We start from the raw sequence: 17,475 nt of genomic DNA, 5'->3' as shown, positions 1-17,475 counted from the left end.
GCTCAATGCACGTCGCCCGGCGTGCGCTTGCCCTCCATGTCCATTCCAGTCTCTTTTCGAACCTTGCGATGGTTGACCATTGCGGCTGCTGCATGCTTGCTCGCCGCGTGTTCGACTGCTTCCGACGTGACCGCGACGTCGAACCCGAACGTGTTCACCGTGACGACGCACACGGTCGGCGTGTCGACGACATGGGCCGACGCCCACGCGAAGGCCGTCAGCGAAGCCACCAACTACTGCACGCAGCGCGGGATGCGCGCGAGCATGAAGCAGGAATCGCTGACCGGCGGCCGCCGCATCGACGCACGTTCCGAACTCGCGTTCGAGTGCCATCCGACCTTCGAAACGGCGTCGAACCCGCGCGGTTGACCGAGCGGCGGCATGATTACGCCGCCCCCGTTTTCCTTCTCCCCCCGCATGCAAACCGACCCGCGACGCCATTCGGGCACATCGCGGGTCGGCGCACGTCCGGCGACGGCCGGGCGGGTCAGGCCGGCTGCGCCTCGTACAGCTTCACGCACGCGGAGAAGTCGAGCGTGCCGAGCCCCTGCTGACTCATCGACTGATACAGCTGCTGCGCGAGCGCGCCCATCCAGACCGGCTGATGCGCGCTGCGCGCGGCTTCGGTCGCGAGCCCGAGATCCTTCAGCATCAGGTTCGCCGCGAAGCCGCCCGCATAGCCGCGCGCGGCCGGCGCCGTGTCGCTCACGCCCGGATACGGGTTGTACGCGTCCGAACTCCAGCAGCGGCCGGTCGACGTGTTGATGATGCCGGCCAGCACGGCCGGCTCGATGCCGAGCGCGGCGCCCAGCGCCATCGCTTCCGCCACGCCCATCATCGAGATCCCGAGCAGCAGGTTGTTGCAGATCTTCGCGATCTGCCCGGTGCCGGTGCCGCCGCAGTGCACGACGTTCTTGCCCATGTCGAGCAGTACCGGGCGGATGCGCTCGAACAGCGCACCGTCCGCGCCGACCATGAAGGTCAGCGTGCCGGCCTGCGCGCCGCCGGTGCCGCCCGACACGGGTGCGTCGGCGAGTGGAAAGTCGCGCTGCGCGGCGGCTTCGGCCACCGCGCGCACGGTGCCGGGATCGATCGTGCTGCAGTCGATCAGCGTCGCGCCGGCGCGCGCACCGGCCAGCACGCCGTCGCCGCCGAGGTAGACGGCGCGCACGTGCTGCGCGGCCGGCAGCATCGTGATCACGACGGCGCCGCGCGCAGCCGCGTCGCGCGGCGAGCCGGCCGCCGTCGCGCCGGCGCGCACCGCGGCGTCGACCGCGTGCGCGTCGAGGTCGAACACCGTCAACGCGTGGCCGGCCTTGAGCAGGTTGGCGGCCATGGGGCCGCCCATGTTGCCGAGTCCGATGAATGCAATGTCCATGTCGAGGTTCCCCGTGCGCTGCATCAGCGCAGCGCGATCGTCGTGTTCACGCCGCCTGCCGTCGCGTCGTCGTCGAACCAGCGCGCGGTGACCGTCTTGGTCTGCGTGTAGAACTGCACGACCTGCTTGCCGTACGGGCCGAGATCGCCGAGCTTCGAGCCGCGCGAGCCGGTGAAGCTGAAATAGGGCACCGGCACCGGAATCGGAATGTTGATGCCGACCTGGCCGACGTCGATCTCACTCTGGAACTTGCGCGCGGCCGCGCCGCTCTGCGTGAACAGGCCCACGCCGTTGCCCATCGGATTCGCGTTGACGAGCGCGATCGCGTCGTCGAGCGTGTCGGCCTCGAGCACCACCATCACCGGGCCGAAGATTTCTTCGGTGTAGATCGACATGTCGGTCGTCACGCCCGAGAAGATCGTCGGGCCGACGAAGTTGCCCTGCTCGTAGCCGGGCACCTTCACGTCGCGGCCGTCGAGCAGCAGCGTCGCGCCGGCCTTCACGCCGGCGTCGATCAGCGACAGGATGCGTTCTTTCGCCGCCTTCGACACGACCGGGCCGACGTCGGTGCCGGCTTCGGCGCCCGCGTTGACCTTCAGCGCCTTCGCCTTGTCGACGAGATCGGGCAGCCAGTCGCGGGCCTTGCCGACCAGCACGATGACCGACGTTGCCATGCAGCGCTGGCCGGCCGCGCCGAAGCCCGCGCCGACGAGCGCGTTGATCGTCTGCTCGCGATGCGCGTCGGGCAGCACGACCGCGTGGTTCTTTGCGCCCATCATCGACTGCACGCGCTTGCCGTGCTGGCTGCCGAGGTTGTACACGTGCGTGCCGACGCGCGTCGAGCCGACGAACGAGATCGCCTTGATGTCCGGGTGCGTGCACAGGCGGTCGACCACCGTCTTGCCGCCGTGCACGACGTTCAGCACGCCTTGCGGCACGCCGGCCTCGATCGCGAGTTCGACGAGCTGCATGGTCGACAGCGGGTCCTGCTCCGACGGCTTCAGCACGAACGTGTTGCCGCACACGATCGCCATCGGGAACATCCACAGCGGGATCATCCCGGGGAAATTGAACGGCGTGATGCCCGCGCACACGCCGATCGGTTGGCGCAGCGTGTAGGTGTCGACGCCGCCCGCGACGTTCTCCGCGAATTCGCCTTGCTGCAGCGTGCCGATCGAGCATGCGTGCTCGACCACTTCGAGGCCGCGGAAGATGTCGCCCTGCGCATCGGGCAGTGTCTTGCCTTGTTCGGCCGTCAGCGTGTGCGCGATCCGTTCGAGATTGCGGCGCACGAGATCCTGGAACTTCAGCATGATGCGCAGTCGCGCGCCGATCGGCGTCGTCTTCCACGTATGGAATGCGCGCTGCGCGGACGCGATCGCGGCATCGACCTCGTCGAGCGTCGCATACGGCACGCGGCCGATGACTTCCTGCGTCGCGGGGTTGACGATGTCGCCCCATTCGGCGCTTTGCGAATCGACGAACGCGCCGTCGATCAGCAGCTTGGCGGTGGGCAGGGCGAGGGCGGTCTGGGGAACTGCGGCGTTCATGGAACTCTCTCCGGGAAACGGTGGTGCGAGGCAAAAGGGTGGCCTGCGTCCGCCGCGCGTGCGGCCGCGGCGGACGACAGGTTGAACTGAAATCGACTGAATGCGCGCGGGGTGCTATGCGCGCGCCGGCCGCATCAACGAGGTACAGACGAGCGCGAACACGCCGAAGCCGACGAGGTACGCGATCACATAGTGCGGCTGGCCGCCGCCGGCCTTGAGCAGCGACGTCGCGATCATCGGCGCGAAGCCGCCGCCGATCACGCCGGCCAGCTGCACCGACAGCGAAATGCCGCTGTAGCGGATTTCCGCCGGGAACTGCTGCGCGAACAGTAGCGATTCCGGCGCATAGAGGATCGGGAACACGACGCCGAGGCCGAGCACGATCGCCCACCATGCGTACGACGTCTGCTGCGTGCCGAGCATCATGAAGAACGGCGCGGCGAACGCGCACATCAGCACAAGGCCGAGCGCGAACATCCGGCGCTGGCCGATGCGGTCGCTCAGGTGCCCGCACAGCGGCATCGTGACGAGCGACAGCACCGCGCCGGCCGTGATCGCATGCAGCATCTCGGCTTTGGGCAAATGCAGTTGCTGCGTCGCGTAAGCGAGCGCGAACGTGACGACCATGTAGAACCAGGTGTTCTCGGCGGCGCGCGCGCCGACGATCGTCAGCACTTCGCGCGGATGGCGGCGCAGCGCGGCCGTCACCGGCGATTTCTCGGCCTTGCCCTGGCGTTGCACCTTCTCGAAGTCGGGCGATTCCGGCACCTTCGCGCGGATGAACCAGCCGAGGCCGACGAGCGCGATGCTCGCGAGGAACGGCACGCGCCAGCCCCACGACAGCATGTCGGCTTCCGGCAGCGCGGCCACCGCGGCCATCGCCACCGACGACAGGATCAACCCGAGCCCGACGCCCGTCTGCGGCAGGCTGCCGAACAGCCCCTTGCGGCCCTTCGGCGCGTGCTCGACGGCCATCAGCACCGCGCCGCCCCATTCGCCGCCGACGGCCATCCCCTGCAGGAAGCGCATCGCGATCAGCAGCGCGGCAGCCCAGTAGCCGATGCTGTCGTACGACGGGATCAGCCCGATGATCATGCTCGGCACGCCCATCAGCAGCAGCGTGATCATCAGCATCGACTTGCGGCCGATGCGGTCGCCGAAGTGGCCGAACACGATGCCGCCCATCGGCCGCCCGATGAAGCCGACCGCGAACGTGCCGAATGCGGCGAGCGTGCCGACGACCGGGTCCAGCGACGGGAAGAAGATGCGGTTGAACACGAGCGCGGCGGCCGTGCCGTAGAGGAAGAAGTCGTACCACTCGATCGTCGTGCCGGCCATGCTGGCCCAGCCGGCCAGCAGGTAGTGCTTCGCGGTGCGCCCGGGGGCCGGCGTCGCGATTGTCGCATGCTCGTCGAGGGTGGATCGGGTCTGCATGGTGTCTCCGTGGTAGTTGTTGCCGCGGCTCGTGGTCCGCAGGTCACGGTCGAGTATAGTTATGCGCAGATTCACGATGTACCGATAAAGAAACCGGTTGGATATGCATTTATGCATGTCGACGGCCGGCCCGGAGACGCCCGCCTTTTCCCTCGCCCATGCGACATGCCACCGAGCCGGTTTCCGGCAACCTGAACTGGGACGACCTGCGCTTTTTCCTCGAGGTCGCGCGCACGCAGCGCGCGAGCGGCGCCGCGAAGCGGCTCGGCGTCGACTACACGACCGTCGCGCGGCGCATCCGCGCGCTCGAGGCCGCGATGGGCACGCTGCTGTTCGACAAGTCGCGCTCCGGCGGTTTCACGCTGACGGCCGAAGGGCAGCGGCTCGTCGCGTATGCGGATGCGATGGAGACGACCGTGCAGTCCGCGTGCGACCAGATCGCGAATACCGGCGAGGCGTTGTCGGGCCACGTGCGGATCGGGTCGACCGAGGGGTTCGGCTGCTTTTTCCTCGCGCCGCAGCTCGCGCGGTTCCGCGCCGCGCATCCGCACGTGACGGTCGACCTGCTGCCGGTGCCGCATTTCGTCAACCTGCCCAAGCGCGAGGCCGATCTCGCGATCACGCTCGAGCGGCCCGAACGCGGGCCTTACGTGGTCACGAAGCTGTGCGACTACCAGTTGCGGCTCTATGCGACGCGCGACTATCTGGCGAACCACGCGCCGATCGCGTGTACTGACGATCTCGCGCAGCACGCGTTCATCAGCTACGTCGACGATCTCGCGTTCAGCAACGAGCTGCTGTACCTGGACCGCGCGGTGCCCGGCGCGACGGCGGGCTTGCGCACGACCAGCGTGATCGCGCAGTATTTCGCTGCGTTGCAGGGCGGCGGCCTCGCGATCCTGCCGTGTTTCATGGCGGCCGCGCAGCCGGCGCTCGCGCCCGTGCTGCCGGACGACGTGGTCGTCACGCGGTGTTTCTGGCTGACGTGCCGCGAGGATCTGCGCAAGCTGCGGCGCGTGACCGCGCTGTGGGATTACCTGCGCGCGGCGGCGGACGCGAACCGCGCGTTGCTGTCGGGGGAGTCGGGGACGCTGCGCTTCGTCGGCGAGCCGGAATAGCGGTGCACGGGCCGGCCGCGCCGCTGGCCTTCAACCCGGGCAACCCAGCCGATCCGCCAGCTCGTTCAGATCCCTGACGTCGAAATCCCACGCGTCGTCGGCTTGCAGATCGGTCGTCTGGCCGGGCCCGTGCTCGGTCGGCCGCAGCACGAACGCGGTCGACAGCCCGAGCCGGCGCGCGGCCGCCAGATCGCCGTTGTGCGCGGCCACCAGGCACAGCTCGGCCGGCGCGAGACCGAGAATCTCGACCGCTTCGGTATAGACGGCCGGCGACGGCTTGTACGCGCGCGCCACCTCGGCGCCGAGAATCGCATCCCACGGTAACCCGCCGTGCTTCGCGACGTCGACCATCAGCCGGATATTGCCGTTCGACAGCGGCGCGACGATGTAGCGCTGCTTCAGTCGTTGCAGCCCGGCGACGGCATCGGGCCATGGATCGAGTCGATGCCACGCGAGATTGAGCGCATCGATGTCGGCATCGGGCACGTCGTCGATCCCGAAGCGGTCGAGCGTGCGCACGAGGTTCTCGCGATGCAGCACGTCGAGCCGCACGTAGCGGCGGCGTCCGCTGCGGATTTCTTCCATCGACGGCGAATACTCGGCGCGCCACGCATCGGCGAACGCGAACGGGTCGAGCGTCGGCGCGTGGCGCGCCAGGAATGCGGCGGCGCCGCGTGCGACACCGCCTCTCCAGTCGACGATCGTTCCGAAGACATCGAAAACGAGCGCCTTGATTTCGGTGGGGTTCGTCATGGTGATCCAGTGAAGGTCGTTCGATGGGGTTCACCTCGCCGTGCCGCCGGATGGCGCGACATCGGTCCGATCGACATTGAATCACGGATACGAAAACGCGGCCCGGAAGGCCGCGATGCGTGGCGCGGTGTTTCCGTCGCGGCGCGGGTCGCTGCCGCGGGCGCGCCTGCAGATTCGATTGCGTGGCCGAGCACATCCGGAAGGATCGGCGGGCAGCGCGCCTGCGCCTTCGTGCAGCGCAGCAACCTGTCGTCGCACCGGCCGCCGCCCGCGAGCCGCGCGGCAACCGAGCGTATCCCCTGATGGAACGAGGTGTGCCGATCGTTGCGGATTGGTGTTAAATACATTTCGGCGCGCTCTGGCACGGCGCGCAAACGGGGCGCACCGTGCATCGGCGTAAACCCGAGGCGGGACAGGGTACGAAATATCGATAACGAATCGGGCGCATCAGACCCGGTCGGACAGACGGCAGGATTCAGCTTGAATACCGAACCGCAAAGTTCTCGCTACAGCTTCGGGCTCGCCGCGGAAGTGCTCGCGTCCGAGCAGAGCGTGCTGAGACTGATCACGCGCAACACGCCGCTGCCGGAACTGCTGTCCGAAGTTTGCCGGCGTGCCGAGGCTTTGCTCGGCGACGGCGCGTCGTGCACGATCCTGCTGCTCGATACGGACGGCGTGCACGTGCGCGTCGGCGCGGCGCCGTCGCTGCCCGCGCAGTACAGCGCGGCGATCGACGGCGCGCCGATCGGGCCCGCGGCCGGCTCGTGCGGCACCGCGATGTACGAGCGCCGGATGATCGCCGTCGAGGACATCGAAACCGATCCGCGGTGGGCCGACTACCGCGCCATTGCGTTGCCGCTGGGCTTGCGCGCGTGCTGGTCGGTGCCGTTCCTCGACGAGGCCGGCGTCGTGCTCGGCGCGTTCGCCATCTATCACCACCGGCCGTGCCGCCCGAGCGACGAGGAAACCGCGCTGTTGCGCGATATCGGCAACAGCGTCGGCCTCGCGGTGCACCAGGACCGGATCGCGCGGCAACTCGCACGCAGCGAGGAACATCACCGGCTCGTCGTCAACAGCCTGAATGAAGGAATCCTCGTCGTGTCGCGCGACGGTGTCGTGGTCGCGAGCAACCCGAGCGCGAACCGGATGCTGCGCGTGAAGGGCGAGCTCGTCGGGCGCCGGCTGTCGACGGTGGTCCTGCGCAAGCTGCACGAAGACGGCACGCCGATCGCGCCGGACGACTGGCCGAGCCGGATCGCGCTCAAGACGGGCAAGCCTCAGCTCGGCTACACGGTCGGCTTCGGCCTCGCGGACGCCGACATCATCTGGGTGCGCGGCAACGCAGTGCCGATCGTGAGGCCGGGCGAGACGCAGGCCGACTCGGTGCTCGTGTCGTTCAACGACATCGGCCCGGTGCGCGAAGCGCAGCAGCAGTTGCGGTATCTGGCGACCCGCGACGCGCTGACGGGCCTCTACAACCGCCGCTGGCTCGGCGACCGCATGCGCGAGCTGTTCGACGTGCACGATGCGGCGGCCGGGCCCGCGCGCGTCGCGATCCTGTTCATCGATCTGGTCGGCTTCAAGAAGGTCAACGACACGGCCGGCCACGACGCGGGCGACGCGCTGCTGCGCAGCGTCGCGGCGCGGCTCGCGGCCTGCGCGGATGGCCGCTACGCGCTCACGCGCGTCGGCGGCGACGAGTTCGTGATCCTCGTCGACGACTGCGACGATCCCGAGCATCTCGCGGTGCTCGCGCGCGAGGTCATCGAGGCGATCGCGAAGCCGTTCGCGATCGCGAACAACGAATACTGGCTCGGCGTATCGATCGGGATCAGCGTCGCGCCGCGCGACGGCGACGACGCCGTGACGCTGATGCGCAACGCCGATTCGGCGATGTACGACGCGAAGCAGCGCGGCCGCAACCACTTCACGTTCTTCACCGCCCAGCTCAACCTGCGGCTGCAGCGCCGCTTCGCGATCGAGCAGTCGCTGCGGCGCGCGCTCGCGTCGGACATGCTGCGGCTCGCGTATCAGCCCGTCGTCGATGCGCGCAGCGGCCGCACGGTCGGCGCCGAGGCGCTGCTGCGCTGGACGAGCCCCGAGCTCGGGCCGATGTCGCCGGCGGAATTCATTCCGGTCGCGGAAGACACGGGGCTGATCGTCGCGATCGGCCAGTGGGTGCTCGAAACCGCGTGCCGGCAGGCGGCCGAATGGCGTCGCACGATCGCGCCGGACCTGATGCTGGCCGTCAACCTGTCGCCGCGGCAGTTTCACGAAGGGCTCGTCGAGTCGGTCGCCCGCTGTCTCGCGCAAACGCGGCTCGACCCGTCCGCGCTCGAACTCGAGATCACCGAAGGCGTGCTGATGAACGACACGGATACCGTGCTGCCGATGCTCGAAGCGCTCACGGACATGAACGTGCGGATCTCGGTCGACGATTTCGGCACCGGTTATTCGTCGCTCGCGTACCTGAAGCGTTTTCCGCTGCACAACCTGAAGGTGGACCGTTCGTTCGTGTCGGGCGTGCCCGATCATCACGACTCGGTCGCGATCACGCAGGCGGTCGTCGCGATGGCCCATTCGCTCGGGATGAAGGTCACGGCCGAAGGCGTCGAGACGCAGGCGCAGTCGTGGTTCCTGCAGCAGATCGGCTGCGACATGCAGCAAGGCTATCTGTTCAGCCGCCCGCTGGACGCGAACGACTACGCGCGCCGGCTCGGCGCCGCATAAGCGCGTGCCGGGTGTCCCGCTAGCGCGCGCCGAACCCGCCCGCGCCCGGCGGCGGATCGATCTCGACCCGGTTCTTGCCTTCGTGCTTCGCGCGATAGAGCGCGCGATCGGCCGCCTCGATCAGGAGTGTCGTCGGCAGGCCGGGCGTGGGCACGATGCTCGCGCCGCCGATGCTGATCGTCACGGTGTGGTTGCCCGTCGACGAGTGAGCATGCCGCAGGCGCAGCGCTTCGACCGCGAGCCGGATCTTCTCGCCGAGCAGCCGTGCGGCGCCCGGCGACGTGGCCGGCATCACGACCGCGAATTCCTCGCCGCCGAAACGCGCGGCGAGATCGCCAGACTGCCCGAGGCAGCGCTCGATCGTCGATGCGATCTGCTTGAGCACGCTGTCGCCCGACACGTGCCCGTACGTATCGTTGTACAGCTTGAAGTTGTCGACGTCGATCATCAGCAGCGACAGCTCGCTGCGTTCGCGCGCGCCGCGCCGCCACTCGGCGGCGAGGTATTCGTCGAGATAGCGCCGGTTCGACAGGCCGGTCAGGCCGTCGGAGTGCGTGAGGCGCCGCAGTTCGAGATTGGCCTCGAGCAGTTGCTGTTGCGATTGCCGCAACGCGCGATAGGCTTCATCGCGCTGCAGCAGGTTCATGTACGAGCGCGAGTGGTAGCGGATGCGCGCGACGAGTTCGATGCGATCGGGCAGCTTGACCAGATAGTCGTTCGCGCCGGCCGCGAACGCGGCGCTCTTGATCACCGGCTCTTCCTGCGTCGACAGCACGATGATCGGCACGTCGCGCGTCGCCGGATTCGCACGGTACGCCCGCACGAGGCTCAACCCGTCGATGCCCGGCATCACGAGATCCTGCAGGATCACGGTCGGGCGCGTCTCGATCGCGGTGGCCATCGCGTCGTCCGAGCGCGGGCAGTAGTGGAAGTCGATGCCTTCCTCGTCGACGAGCGCGCGCCGCACGGCCTCCGCGACGATCGTCTGGTCGTCGACCAGCAACACCATCGCCGGCGCGTCGGCGGGCGACGCGGTCGGGCCGCCCGGCGGGCGAGTCAGGTCAATCGTCATGATCGATGCGGGTCGTTGCGGTTGTCGCGGTCGTTGCAGGGGCAGGCATGGGTGTTGCGCGCGGTCATCGTCGGGTTCAGAGCCGCGCGAGCGCCGCCAGCTCGCCCGCGATGCGCCCGAGCGGCAGGATCGCACGCGCCGCGCCGAGCGTCGCCGCCGCCTTCGGCATTCCGTACACCGCGCTCGTCGCCTCGTCCTGCGCGATCGTATGGTAGCCCTTCATCCGCAACGCCTTCAGGCCGATCGCGCCGTCGCGTCCCATCCCCGTGAGCAGCACGCCGATCACGCGGCCGGGCCAGTGCTCGGTCAGGCTGTTGAAGAACACGTCGACCGACGGCCGATACGGCGTGGCGGCCGGTTCCCGCGTGTATTCGAGCGTGCCGGCGCGCGTGATGCGCAGGTGATCGTCGGTCGCGGCGAGCAGCGCGACGCCTGGCTGCGGGCGGTCGCCTTCGCGCGCGACGCGCACGGCGAGCCGCGTCTGACCGTCGAGCCATTGCGCCATGCCTTCGGCGAACGCGCGATCGACGTGCTGCACGATCACGATCGGCGCATTGAAATCGGCCGGCAGGCTGCCGAGGATCGACGCGAGCGCGCCGGGGCCGCCGGCCGATGCGCCGATCGCGACCAGCGGGCCGCCGCCGCGCGCGGCCGCGCCGGCGACGCGCGTGCCGCCCGGCGCGTCGAGCAGGCGGCCGATCTGGTCGATCTTCGCGAGCAGCAGTTTCGTCGTGTCGCCGGCGGCACCGTCGCCGAGCCGCGGCGTGTCGACCGCATCGAGCGCGCCGGCGCCCATCGCCTCGAACACGCGCCACGCGTTCGCGCCGATGCAGCTCGTCACGATCAGGATCGCGCACGGTCGTTCGGAACGCATGATCCGACGTGTCGCTTCGATCCCGTCGAATTTCGGCATGATCAGGTCCATCAGCACGATGTCGGGCGGCTGCGCGGCGCACAGTTCGACGGCCTGCGCGCCGTCGGTCGCGACCCACAGCACGCGGTGCTCGGGCCGTCGCGCGATCGCGCGGCGCATCGCCTCGACGGCAAGCGGGAGGTCGTTGACGATGCCGATGTTCACAAGCGGAATTCTCCGGTCGGTTCGTAGTGTTGGAGGTGGGCCGGGTTCATGGAGGGGGCAGCCTGTTCGGCGCTCGCTGCCGGGCGGCATCGGCGGCCGGACGGCGCGGCATTCTTTTCGGTTGACGACGCCCGAATGCTGTCATGCAGCGCGGGCGGCGGCAATCGAAAAATGAGCGCATGATGCCGTTTCAGTGCGTTTCCTCTATGACTGTGCCGCATTGCCTGCAAGCGGGCCAGTCGATCCTGTCCGGACAGGCCGCAAAAGTCCGCATGTTACCGTGCCGGCATCGAAAAAAAGAAAGCGGGATCCCGAGGACCGCGCGCGAAACCCTGCTCGTCGTCAGCCGCGCGCCGTTCGCACCGGTCGCGACCGCGCGCGACGGCCGTTTGCCGTAGAGGATCTACATCGAGAGCGGATATGCGTCGATCTACCGCGATTGTCCGGTCGAACGCGATGCGCAGCGCGCGCGTTATTTCAGCACGATCCCGTGTGCCGGCCGCGACGAGGCCGAAGCCTTCATGACGGAACGCGATCGCGCCGGCAATGGCGCGGCAGCGAACTTGCCGAGGCGCTTCACGCAGGCTGACGACCGGCAACCGCGCGAGGGCCGGTGGGTCCGGCATGGGCGCGGGCGCGCGCCGGCCGCGTGGCGGGCCGTAGCGAGCCGTACCGGGCCGTCGAGAGCATCGGGCCGCGCAGCGTACGCGCCCGCCGCACCGTCAATGGCTACGTGCGTAGCCCTGGATCAGCGCGCGCATCATCCCTTCGACCGTCGCGTCGCGCAGGTCGCCTTCCTGCTCGGCTTCCTCGACGAGCGCGGCATAAGCGGTCGCGAGCGTCACGCGGTCGACTTCATGGTGTTGCTCCATCAGCGTCACCATCCCGTCCTTCGCCAGATGAGCGGAGAACGCGCGGCTGCCGATGGTCTGGAATACGTCAATCATGGCGGCTCTCCCGTACGTTGCCGATGCCTTTCAGTGTAGTCGCCGTCCCGGGGCTGCGCCACGCGCGCGGGCCGACCCGATTCGTCCGATGAAATGCGCTCGACACACGGCGCGCGCACGGTATCCGCCGGCTTCAACGTTTACCCGAATCGGCAAATTGTCGACTTTTTATCGATAAAGTCTCGTGTTAGATTTCGCCGTCCGAGCCCGATGCAAACCGGGCCGCCAACGCGTTGCCGACGTGCCGCGCGTCCAGACACACGGAGGAGAAATGCTGGTGCTGATTGGGGTGCCGATCGTCGTGATCGGCTTCGCGCTGCGCTTCAATGCGCTGCTGGTGGTCACGATCGCGGGGATCGCGACGGGGCTGGCGGGCGGGCTGAATCTCGTCGACATCGTCGGCGCGTTCGGCAAGGCGTTCGCCGAGAACCGCTACATGGGGCTGATCTGGCTCACGCTGCCGGTGATCGCGCTGCTCGAGCGCAACGGGCTCAAGGAGCAGGCGAAGCGGATGATCTCGCGCGTGCATGCGGCCACCACGGGCCGCGTGCTGATGCTGTATTTCGTGCTGCGCCAGGCGACGGCCGCACTCGGTCTCACGTCGCTCGGCGGCCACGCGCAGATGGTGCGGCCGCTGATCGCGCCGATGGCCGAGGCCGCCGCGGTCAGCCGGCACGGCGAACTGCCCGAGTCGGTGCGACAGCAGATCCGCGCGCACGCGTCGGGCGCCGACAACGTCGCCGTGTTCTTCGGCGAGGACATCTTCATCGCGATCCAGTCGATCCTGCTGATCAAGGGCTTTCTCGAACAGAACGGCATCGCCATCGAGCCGCTGCACCTGTCGGTGTGGGCGATCCCGACCGCGATCGCCGCGCTGCTGATTCACTGCACGCGCCTTGCGCTGCTCGACCGCCGGCTCGCGCGCGGCTTCGGCCTGGTGAAGCAGGAGGGCGCGCGATGATCGGCCTCGAATCGCTGTACACGCTCGCGGGGCTGATGTTCGCCGCGTTCGCGTACTTCAACCTGACGGACCGCACGAACCCGCGGCGCGTCGTCAATTTCGCGTTCTGGGCCATCTACGCGGTCACGTTCCTGTTCGGTGCGCTGCTGCCGCATTTCGTCACGGGCTGCCTCGCGATCGCGCTCGCGCTGATCGCCGGTTCGGGCAGGCTCGGCCGCGGCCGGTCGGACGAGGCCGGCGAAGCGGCGGCCGTGCGGCGCGAGACGCTCGCGCAACGCTTCGGCAACCGGTTGTTCCTGCCCGCGCTGCTGATTCCGGTCGTCACGCTGATCGGCACGTTCGCACTGAAACTCGTGCCGTTCGTCGACCCGAAGAGCGTGACGCTGATCTCGCTCGTGCTGGGCACGATCGTCGCGTTCGTCGTCGCGCTCGCGATGCTGCGCGATTCGCCCGTGCACGCGCTGAAGGAAGCGCGCCATACGATGGATGCGGTCGGCTGGGCCGCGATCCTGCCGCAAATGCTCGCGGCGCTCGGCGCGCTGTTCGCGATCGCGGGCGTTGGCGGGGTGGTGTCGGGGCTCGTGAAGGAATGGGTGCCGATCGATTCGCCGTTCGCGGTGGTCGCGGCCTACACGGTCGGCATGGCGCTGTTCACGATGATCATGGGCAACGGCTTCGCCGCGTTCCCGGTGATGACGGCGGGCATCGGCCTGCCGCTGATCGTCCATCAGTTCCACGGCAATCCGGCGATCATGGGCGCGATCGGGATGCTGAGCGGCTTCTGCGGTACGCTGATGACGCCGATGGCCGCGAACTTCAACATCGTGCCCGCGGCGCTGCTCGAACTGAAGGACAAGAACGGCGTGATCAAGATGCAGTGGCCGACGGCCGTGCTGCTGCTGGCCGTGAACACGCTGCTGATGTACGCGTTCGTATTCCGCTTCTGACTCGATGGACGAGATCCTCATGACCGACCGACTCACTCCCGAACTCGCGTCGAAATTCGCGTCGCTCGCGCTCGCGCACCTGACCCGCGAATATCCGAACAAGCTCACGCATGCGCTCGAAGGTCCGCACGACGTGCAGGGGCCGCGCGCATTGCATCCGATCTTCTACGGCAGCTACGACTGGCACTCGTGCGTGCACGGCTACTGGCTCGTGCTGCGCGTGCTCGAACGCTACCCGGCATTGCCGGAAGCCGAACGCATCGTCGCGATCGTCGACGCGCATTTCACCGACGCGAACGTCGCCGGCGAGCGCGCGTATCTCGCGCGGCCGCACAACGCCGGCTTCGAGCGGCCGTACGGCTGGGCGTGGCTGCTCGCGCTCGCCGCGCAGCTCGAGCGGCTCGCGCTGAAGGGCGTGCTGCCGCAGGCCGCGCGCTGGGCGAAGACGATGGCGCCGCTGGCCGACCTGTTCGTGTCGCGCTTCGAGACTTTCCTGCCGAAGGCGACCTATCCGCTGCGTGTCGGCACGCACTTCAACACCGCGTTCGCGCTGGCGCTCGCGCTCGATTTCGCCCGCGACACGCAGCGCGACGGGCTTGCCGCGCTGATCGTCGATACCGCGAAGCGCTGGCACCTGAACGACGTCGCATGCCAGGCGTGGGAACCGTCGGGCGACGAATTCCTGTCGCCCGCGCTGATGGAGGCCGAACTGATGCGGCGCGTGCTGCCGGCCGCCGAATTCGACGGCTGGTTCGCGCGCTTCCTGCCCGACCTCGCGCGCGGCGAGCCCGCGACGCTGTTCGAGCCGGCGACCGTCAGCGACCGCAGCGACGGCAAGATCGCGCACCTCGACGGGCTGAACCTGAGCCGCGCGTGGTGCCAGCGGTCGCTGGCCGGCGCGCTGCCGGCAGGCGATGCACGGCGTGCGAAGCTGCTCGACGCGGCCGACCGGCATCTCGCGAGCGCACTCGCGCACGTGGCCGGCGACTACATGGGCGAGCACTGGCTCGCGACGTTCGCGTTGCTCGCGCTGGACGCGTAGCGCGAAATCGCCCGGCCGGGCAGGACCGGGCACCGTCCGACCTGCCGTGCGCCGAATGCCGGATCGACCGCGACGTGTGGCGCCATCCCGATGGGCAGCCAATCGACGCGTTGCCGCTGCCGTTCGACCGGCTTTGCATCGTGCGCAACACCGCTTTCCATGACGGGACCGACGCGCGGCGACGACGACTCGCTACACTGCCGTACCGGTTGGACGGGCCCCGGCATCAGGCCCCCGAGCAAGGAGACAGAAGAGGATGGACACCCCACGCGCAGCGGTCGTCACGTACCGCGGCAATGCGATCGAGAACACGCACGTCGCCCATGTGGCGGTAGTCGACGCCCGCGGCCGGCTGCTGGCCCGGTTCGGCGATCCGTTCCGGATGACGCTCGCGCGGTCGGCCGCCAAGCCGGCCCAGGCGCTGTCGGTGATCGAGACGGGCGCGCCGGAACGTTTCGGCTTCGACGACGCGGACATCGCGTTGATGTGCGCGTCGCACAGCAGCGAGGACCGTCACATCGAACGCACGCGCGCGATGCTCGAGAAGGTCGACGCGCACGAATCGGATTTGCGCTGCGGCGGCCATCCGCCGTTGTCCGACGCGGTGTACCGATCATGGATCAAGCGCGACTACACGCCGACTAGCGTATGCAGCAACTGTTCGGGCAAGCATGTCGGGATGCTGGCGGGCGCGCGCGCGATCGGCGCCGCGATCGCCGATTACCATCTGCCCGACCATCCGATGCAGGTGCGCGTGAAGCACGCGGTGGCCGACGCGTGCGGCCTGCGCGACGACGAAGTCGACTGGGGCATCGACGGCTGCAACCTGCCGACGCCGGCGTTCTCGCTGGATCGGCTGGCGCGCCTGTACGCGTCGCTGGCCGACGGCGCGGACGCGGCGGAAGCGGGCGGCGCGCTCACCGATCGCGTGCGCGCACTGGCGCGCATTCACCGTGCGATGACCGCCTATCCGGAACTGGTCGCAGGCGACGGGCGCTATTGCACGGTGCTGATGAACGCGTTCGGCGGGCAGGTGGTCGGCAAGCTCGGCGCGGATGCGTGCTACGGGATCGGCGTGCGCGCGTCGGAACGCACGCGGCAACTCGGCGCGGACGGCGCGCTCGGCATCTCGGTGAAGATCGAGGACGGCAATCTCGACGTGCTCTATATGGTCGTGAGCGAAATCCTCGAGCGGCTGCAGATCGGCACGGCCGAGCAGCGCGCGCAACTGGCTGGCTTTCACCGGCCGCGGATGCTCAACACGCAGGGAGTCGAGTTCGGGCACGTGACGTTCCCGTTCGAATTGCAGGCGGCCTGAACGCGGCCGCCGCGCCGATGCCGCCAGCCCGCGATCCGGGCCGTGCATCGGCGCACGCTACGCGCGTGCGTGGTGAAGCTTCGCCAGTTCCCGATCCGACAGCTCGCCGATCTGCGCGAGGTGTTCCACGAGAAAATCCTTCAGCACGCGCAGCTTCGCCGAGCTGCGCCGGTTCGCCAGATATGCGATGTAGATGAATTCGCCGGTCAGCCGGTTCTGCAGCCGGTAGCGCGGCAGCACGGCTTCGAGCTGGCCGCTCGCGAGCAGGTCGCGCACCAGCCAGATCTCGAATTCCGCGATGCCGAGCCCCGCGCAGGTCGCTTCCAGCAGCAGCTCCGAATGGTCGGTGACGAGATTGCCGGCCGGCAGCACGCTGTGCTGGGTGTCGCCGTTCACGAAAGCCCAGCGCGGATCGCCTTCCGGATGCACGTAGCGCAGGCAGTTGTGGTGCTTCAGGTCGTCCGGCGTCGCCGGGCGCCCGCAGCGGTCGAGGTAGCCGGGCGTCGCGCACAGGATGCTGTCGTTGCGCGACAGCCGGTGGACGACCAGGTTGTCCAGGTAGTTCTCGCCTTCGTGGATGTCGAGGTCGAAGCCGCCGGCCACGAGGTCGTTGTGGTTGTCGGTGAGCCGCACGTCGAGCTGGATCGTCGGATAGCGCGCCAGGAACGGCGCGATCAGCGGCGCGAGGTGACGGCGGCCGAACGCGACCGGCGCGGTGAGCTTCAGCGGGCCGCTCGGCTGCGCATTCAGCTCGGCGACGACGCGCAGCGTGTCGTCGAGATCGGCGATCAGCGTGACCGCGCGCTCCAGATAGATATGGCCGGCTTCGGTGAGCGTCACGCTGTGCGTCGAGCGGTGCAGCAGCGCGACCCCGAGCGCCTCCTCGATCGCCGTCACCTTGCGCGCGACCGTCGACGTCGACACGTGCATCTCCTTCGCGACCGCCGAAAAACTCCCCGTTTCGACCACGCGCACGAACGCGCGCATCGCGCCGAGGTGATCGATGCCGGTTTCTCTCGCGCCTTTCTTCATTCGATTCTCGCTGTTGCGCCACACGCAAAACCGCTTTCGATAATACAGAAGGGAGCTTGTTTTTGCAAAGGCATAGAATGCGAACCCGTCGCGTCGGCAAGCGGCGAACGACGAG

Annotated in this window: 16 protein-coding genes; 8 read left to right on the top strand and 8 right to left on the bottom strand. The window is 68.6% G+C overall.

All coding sequences use genetic code 11. From position 1 onward, the window contains the following. Positions 1 to 36: 36 nt before the first annotated feature. Positions 37 to 369, top strand: a complete 333-nt coding sequence (locus tag WT24_RS23580; RefSeq protein WP_059500807.1) for a hypothetical protein — start codon at positions 37 to 39, stop codon at positions 367 to 369. A 118-nt stretch (positions 370 to 487) separates the two neighbouring features. Here WT24_RS23580 and mmsB read toward each other — a convergent pair whose 3' ends face one another. The 3 genes from mmsB to WT24_RS23565 form a co-directional block, all read right to left on the bottom strand. Beyond that, positions 488 to 1,378 (bottom strand): 3-hydroxyisobutyrate dehydrogenase, encoded by an 891-nt coding sequence (mmsB, locus tag WT24_RS23575; protein ID WP_060036068.1) that lies wholly within the window; start codon positions 1,376 to 1,378, stop codon positions 488 to 490. 23 nt (positions 1,379 to 1,401) lie between these two features. Then, positions 1,402 to 2,928, bottom strand: a complete 1,527-nt coding sequence (locus tag WT24_RS23570; protein WP_060036015.1) for a CoA-acylating methylmalonate-semialdehyde dehydrogenase — start codon at positions 2,926 to 2,928, stop codon at positions 1,402 to 1,404. Positions 2,929 to 3,042: 114 nt separating this feature from the next. Continuing rightward, positions 3,043 to 4,362 carry an MFS transporter gene (locus WT24_RS23565; RefSeq protein WP_059500805.1) on the bottom strand — a complete coding sequence of 440 codons (1,320 nt, stop codon included), beginning with the start codon at positions 4,360 to 4,362 and terminating at the stop codon, positions 3,043 to 3,045. Positions 4,363 to 4,520: 158 nt separating this feature from the next. Here WT24_RS23565 and WT24_RS23560 point away from each other — a divergent pair, with 158 nt between their 5' ends. Further along, positions 4,521 to 5,480: a LysR family transcriptional regulator gene (locus WT24_RS23560; protein ID WP_060036014.1), complete on the top strand. Its 960-nt coding sequence runs from the start codon at positions 4,521 to 4,523 to the stop codon at positions 5,478 to 5,480. Between the two features lie 30 nt (positions 5,481 to 5,510). On the opposite strand, the gene WT24_RS23555 is transcribed toward WT24_RS23560, so the two are convergent. Continuing rightward, positions 5,511 to 6,233, bottom strand: coding sequence for a haloacid dehalogenase type II (locus tag WT24_RS23555; RefSeq protein ID WP_060036013.1), 723 nt, complete (start codon positions 6,231 to 6,233; stop codon positions 5,511 to 5,513). Between the two features lie 480 nt (positions 6,234 to 6,713). Here WT24_RS23555 and WT24_RS23550 point away from each other — a divergent pair, with 480 nt between their 5' ends. After that, positions 6,714 to 8,963 (top strand): bifunctional diguanylate cyclase/phosphodiesterase, encoded by a 2,250-nt coding sequence (locus WT24_RS23550; RefSeq protein WP_059500802.1) that lies wholly within the window; start codon positions 6,714 to 6,716, stop codon positions 8,961 to 8,963. A 19-nt stretch (positions 8,964 to 8,982) separates the two neighbouring features. On the opposite strand, the gene WT24_RS23545 is transcribed toward WT24_RS23550, so the two are convergent. Continuing rightward, on the bottom strand, positions 8,983 to 10,035 hold the full coding sequence (locus WT24_RS23545; RefSeq protein ID WP_059795636.1) for a PleD family two-component system response regulator: 1,053 nt from the start codon (positions 10,033 to 10,035) through the stop codon (positions 8,983 to 8,985). A gap of 76 nt (positions 10,036 to 10,111) precedes the next feature. Continuing rightward, positions 10,112 to 11,113: a chemotaxis response regulator protein-glutamate methylesterase gene (locus WT24_RS23540; protein ID WP_059500800.1), complete on the bottom strand. Its 1,002-nt coding sequence runs from the start codon at positions 11,111 to 11,113 to the stop codon at positions 10,112 to 10,114. 179 nt (positions 11,114 to 11,292) lie between these two features. Between WT24_RS23540 and WT24_RS35470 the strand changes: the two genes are divergently transcribed. After that, complete coding sequence (locus WT24_RS35470; RefSeq protein WP_257127255.1) at positions 11,293 to 11,511, top strand: hypothetical protein; 219 nt, start codon at positions 11,293 to 11,295, stop codon at positions 11,509 to 11,511. Positions 11,512 to 11,835: 324 nt separating this feature from the next. Here WT24_RS35470 and WT24_RS23535 read toward each other — a convergent pair whose 3' ends face one another. Next, entirely contained in the window at positions 11,836 to 12,060 is a 225-nt protein-coding gene (locus tag WT24_RS23535; protein ID WP_060036012.1) for a hypothetical protein, read from the bottom strand. A gap of 271 nt (positions 12,061 to 12,331) precedes the next feature. Between WT24_RS23535 and WT24_RS23530 the strand changes: the two genes are divergently transcribed. From WT24_RS23530 to WT24_RS23510, 4 genes are all read left to right on the top strand, one after another. Continuing rightward, positions 12,332 to 13,021, top strand: a complete 690-nt coding sequence (locus WT24_RS23530; RefSeq protein WP_060036011.1) for a DUF969 domain-containing protein — start codon at positions 12,332 to 12,334, stop codon at positions 13,019 to 13,021. Further along, entirely contained in the window at positions 13,018 to 13,968 is a 951-nt protein-coding gene (locus tag WT24_RS23525) for a DUF979 domain-containing protein (protein ID WP_059500799.1), read from the top strand. The genes WT24_RS23530 and WT24_RS23525 overlap by 4 nt, the downstream gene beginning before the upstream one ends. 19 nt (positions 13,969 to 13,987) lie before the next feature. Further along, complete coding sequence (locus tag WT24_RS23520) at positions 13,988 to 15,010, top strand: DUF2891 domain-containing protein (RefSeq protein WP_059795685.1); 1,023 nt, start codon at positions 13,988 to 13,990, stop codon at positions 15,008 to 15,010. Between the two features lie 256 nt (positions 15,011 to 15,266). Next, positions 15,267 to 16,328, top strand: a complete 1,062-nt coding sequence (locus WT24_RS23510; RefSeq protein WP_060036010.1) for an asparaginase — start codon at positions 15,267 to 15,269, stop codon at positions 16,326 to 16,328. Between the two features lie 57 nt (positions 16,329 to 16,385). Here the strand turns inward: WT24_RS23510 and WT24_RS23505 are convergent, their stop codons facing one another. Continuing rightward, on the bottom strand, positions 16,386 to 17,360 hold the full coding sequence (locus WT24_RS23505; protein WP_060036009.1) for a LysR family transcriptional regulator: 975 nt from the start codon (positions 17,358 to 17,360) through the stop codon (positions 16,386 to 16,388). Between the last annotated feature and the right edge of the window lie 115 nt (positions 17,361 to 17,475).

Origin of the sequence: Burkholderia sp. MSMB1078WGS, from assembly GCF_001528895.1 — a bacterium.
Taxonomy (GTDB): domain Bacteria; phylum Pseudomonadota; class Gammaproteobacteria; order Burkholderiales; family Burkholderiaceae; genus Burkholderia.
The sequence above is the reverse complement of the archived record's forward strand: the minus strand, read 5'-3'. Positions and strand labels throughout refer to the sequence as shown.